The 4,241-nt window shown below is 70.7% G+C and carries 2 protein-coding genes; both read left to right on the forward strand.

Going from position 1 to position 4,241, the window contains the following annotated elements:
* Positions 1–3,372 (forward strand): nSTAND1 domain-containing NTPase (locus AC1DYG_RS18580; RefSeq protein WP_477641350.1); only part of this gene is annotated, 3,372 nt, incomplete at its 5' end.
* Between the two features lie 156 nt (positions 3,373–3,528).
* A partial coding sequence (locus AC1DYG_RS18585; protein ID WP_477641351.1) for an AfsR/SARP family transcriptional regulator occupies positions 3,529–4,241 on the forward strand: 713 nt, incomplete at its 3' end.

Below are 4,241 nucleotides of genomic sequence, written 5' to 3' on the forward strand. Positions count from 1 at the left end.
GCATACTTCGGCCGCGAAGCGGACGTGACGGCGTGCCTGCAACGGCTCGACGAGGTGGGCGTCCTGGCCGTGGTCGGGCCGTCCGGGTGTGGCAAGTCCTCGCTGATCAGGGCCGGGGTGGCCGCGGCGCTGGTGCGCGACGGCCACGCCCTCAAGATCGTGACCCCTGGAGGACATCCCGAGGAGGTGCTGGCCCAGGCGCCGCCCGGGGCAGGCGCGGTGTTCGTGGTCGACCAGTGCGAGGAGGCCCTGGCCCTCGACGAGACCTCGCCCGAGCGGGAGGCGTTCTTCGCAGGGCTGGTCGACTTTGCCGCCCGTGGTCGACTCGTCCTTTCTTTACGCGCCGACCGGCTCGGGGAGCTCGCCGCCCACCCCGAGTTCGCCCACCTGGCTGAGAAGGGGCTGTACCTGCTCGGCGGCATGGGCCCTGCCGAGCTGCGCACCGCGATCGAGGGTCCCGCCGCACAGGCAGGGTTGCGGCTGGAGCCGGGGCTGGTGGACCTGCTCGTGCGCGAGGCCGAAGGGTCGCCAGGGGCGTTGCCCCTGCTGTCGCACGTGCTGCGCCAGACGTGGCGGCGCCGCGAGGGGGACACGCTGACCGTCGAGGGGTATGCCGCGACCGGAGGCGTGCGCGAAGCCGTCGCCCAGTCGGCCGAGCGGCTCTATCGCGAGCTGACGTCCACCCAGCAGGGCATGCTCCGCGACCTCATGGTGCGCCTTGTCTCCTCCGACGATGCCGGCGAACCGGTCCGCACGAGAGTTTCTCGACGGATCGCGGCCTCGGACGACGAGCACACCGCGGTGGTCGAGGCCCTGGTGGGGGCTCGGCTGCTGAGCAGCGACGGCGACACCGTCGAGATCGCCCACGAGTCCCTGGCCGTCGCGTGGCCGCGGCTCCGCTCGTGGCTGGACGACGACGTTGACGGACTGCGGATCATGCGCCACCTCACGGTCGCCGCCGAGAGCTGGGACGAGCTCGGTCGACCCGACAGCGAGCTCTACCGCGGGGTCCGGCAGGCCCGCGCGGCGGAGTGGCGACAGGGCCACGAGCCGGAGCTCACACCGCCGGAGCGGGCCTTTCTGGACGCCTCCGCCGAGCTGGCCGAGACCGAACAACGCGCCACCCAGGAGCAGGTCCGCCGGGAACGCCGCTCCAACCAACGCCTTCGCGCCGGACTCGCCGCAGTCGCATTGCTCCTCGCCGTCGCCATCGTGGCCGGGGCCGTCGCCAAGACCGCCGCAGACAAGGCCGACCAGGAGAGTGCTCGAGCCGAGCAGCAGTCGCGGGTGGCCGACGCGCGGCGCCTGGGCGCCGAGGCGTTGCGGAGTGCTGCGCCGGACCTCGCGCTGCTGCTCGCGGTGGCCGGAACCCGGCTCGATGACTCCCCCGACACGCGGAACAACCTGAACGCTGTCCTCGAGCGGGCGCCCGAGCTGATCGGCGTCAGCAAGGTTCTCCACCCGATTGCCCTGGCGGTGCGACCTGACGGGCGAGCCGTGGCCGTCACCGGATGGGACATCGGGGTGACCATCGTGAGCACCGAGACCCGCAAGGAAGTGGCGCGCAACCACGACATCCCGCTCAACGGGGTGCGCTTCAACCCGAACGGCACCCAGCTCGCCGTCGCAGTCAACGTGTTCATGGCGAGCGGTGAACGGCGGGTCGACCCCATCCCCGTTCGGATGCTCGACCCCCAGACCGCGGCCCTGGCCCCCACCCAGCTGGGCGGCCAACCGCAAGGACGCGTGGTCCATTCGCAACTCGCCTTCAGCAGCAACGGCCGCTGGCTGGCAGCCGGCTTCATCCACCCGACCCAGCTGGACGAGGACACCTGGTTCAGGGTGTGGGACACAAAGTCCCTCGCCCGTCCAGCGGCGGCGTTCACCGTCCCGTTCCTGGTCAATGGCCTCGAGGTCGGCGACGACGGCACGAGGGTCTACGCATCGGCGGGCGAGCGGATCCACACCCTGGACGTGGCCGCGGGTCGCGAGATCAGGTCCGCGCCGAGCGCGGGGGGGATCGCCCTCAGCCCCGACGGTTCGACCCTGGCGGTGGTCCGGGGAAGCCAGATCGCGTTGCTCGACCCCAAAAGGCTGACGCTGAAGTCGGTGTTCGAGGAGGAAGCCGGCATCGGCGAGCTCGCGTTCTCACCGAGGGGCGACCAGCTGGGCTACGAAGTCGGCGAAGACACGCTGGTCGTGCGATGGCTCGCAGATCCCGACGCGTCCGGGGTGCGTCTCAGCCCGAGGGCCGGCCCCGGCTCGATCGGCTTCAGCCCCGACGGGCGGACGCTCTACAGCAGGGGCGATGACCGGCTGCTGATGTGGGACCTCGTGGGCGACCGTCGCTTCGTGCGCTCCCTCCTCGTGGAACCACAGCAAGACTCGGACAGAGTTGGGACGATGGTCTCTCCGAACGGGCGGACCGTGGCAAACCTCATCGGCCGTGAGCCAGAGTCCTTCGCTGTCCAGTTCCTCGACGTCAAGTCCGGCACCCGGACCCCGCTGTCTGCATTCCGAGAAAGCAACACCTACTTCGCCGATCTCTCCTGGCGGCCGGACAGCCGAATGTTCGCCAGCGTCCAGAACGACCAGTGGGTCGACCTGTGGGACGCAGTAACCGGGCGGGTTGCGGGTCAACACCGCGTGCCCGACCGCTACGGAGTCGTCGAGTCGGTGAGGTTCAGCGGCGACGGCGCTCGGCTGGTCGTGGGAACACAACGAGGCTGGGTCTACATCGTCGACGCCTCCACCTTGAAGACCCTCGGCACCCCTGTCGAGGTGAAGGCAGGCGTGCCCATGCGCGGTCTCGCCGCGAACCATGACGGCGCTCGGGCGATCGTGTGGATCGACCGCAAGCTCCGGCTAATGGACCTCATCCAGGGGCGGGTGCTCAAGACCGTCGACCCTGGCCTTGACGTCGGGGGATGGGCCTGGACCCCCGACGGCAAGACCGTCGTCGTGGTCGGCAGCGACCCCTCCCAGGAGGGCCACGGCACGGTCGCCTTCCTGGATCCGACCAGCCTGTCGACGAGGTCCAGGACATCGGGACCGCACATTGCCGTTGGGGGGGCGATCCAGTTCTCCCCCGATGGCGAGCGGTTCACGACGTCCGGGTCAGGCCGGGTGGGGCTCTGGGACGTCCGGACGCGTGATTACCTCGGTTCCGTCCCCGCTGAGGGTGAAAGCCACGCAGGGTTCGTCCAAGGCACCTCGGAAGTGCTCATCGCCAAGGTGGACGGGGAGGTGTCGATCTGGGACCCGCGGCCGGACGCAGCGGTCGAGGCGGCATGCCGCATCGCCGGGCGGGAGCTGACCCAGCAGGAGCGGCGCAGCTACCTCCCAGGCCGCGAACGCGTGAAGCTCTGTTGACCCGTTGGTGGTGGAGGGCCAGGGGGCGATTCACGGCCTTCGCCCGATTCCGAAGCGCGTCAGCTGTTTCCGCGGTTTCGGCGGTCCGAACGCGTCGGTATCACGCCGGTATCGCGGTGGTTGACGGCGGACCACCATGGGTCGACCGTCATGGGTATGGGTATCGGCGTCCTCGGCCCACTTGAGCTCGACGGAGCGGAGTCCGCTCTCGGGCTGCGAGACCGCGTCGTGCTGCAGGCGCTCGCCGTGCGCCACGGGAGGCCCGTCAGCGCCGACACCCTCGCCGAGGCGCTGTGGGGCGAGAGCCCTCCGAGCTCCTGGACCAAGATCGTCCAGGGCTGCGTCGTCCGCCTGCGCAAGGCACTGGGCGCCGACACCATCGAGACCTCGACCCAGGGCTACCGGCTCCAGGTCCACCGGGACCACCTCGACCACGTCCGCTTCGAACACCTCCTGGACCGGGGCCGTCAGCTGACGGGCGCCCGCGAACCCGACCGCGCGGCATACCTACTGCGTGAGGCGCTCGAGCTCTGGCGAGGCGAGCCGTTCGCCGAGCTGGTCGAGTGGGCGCCGGGGCGGGCGGAGGCCGAGCGGCTGGTCGAGCTGCGCCACGATGCCGAGGACCTGCTCACCGAAGCGCAGCTGCTGGCCGGGCGGCACGGCGACGTCCTGGGTGAGCTGCACCGCATGGTCGCCCAGCAGCCCACACGGGAGCGTCGTTGGGGGCTGCTGGCCCTGGCGCAGTACCAGGCCGGCCGTCAGGCCGAGGCTCTGGCAACCCTCCAGCGGGCCCGCGCCACTCTCGTCAACGAGTTCGGTCTCGACCCGGGACCACAGCTCGCCGAGCTCGAGAAGGCGATCCTGCGCCA

Source organism: Pedococcus sp. P1_H8 (genome assembly GCF_056405175.1).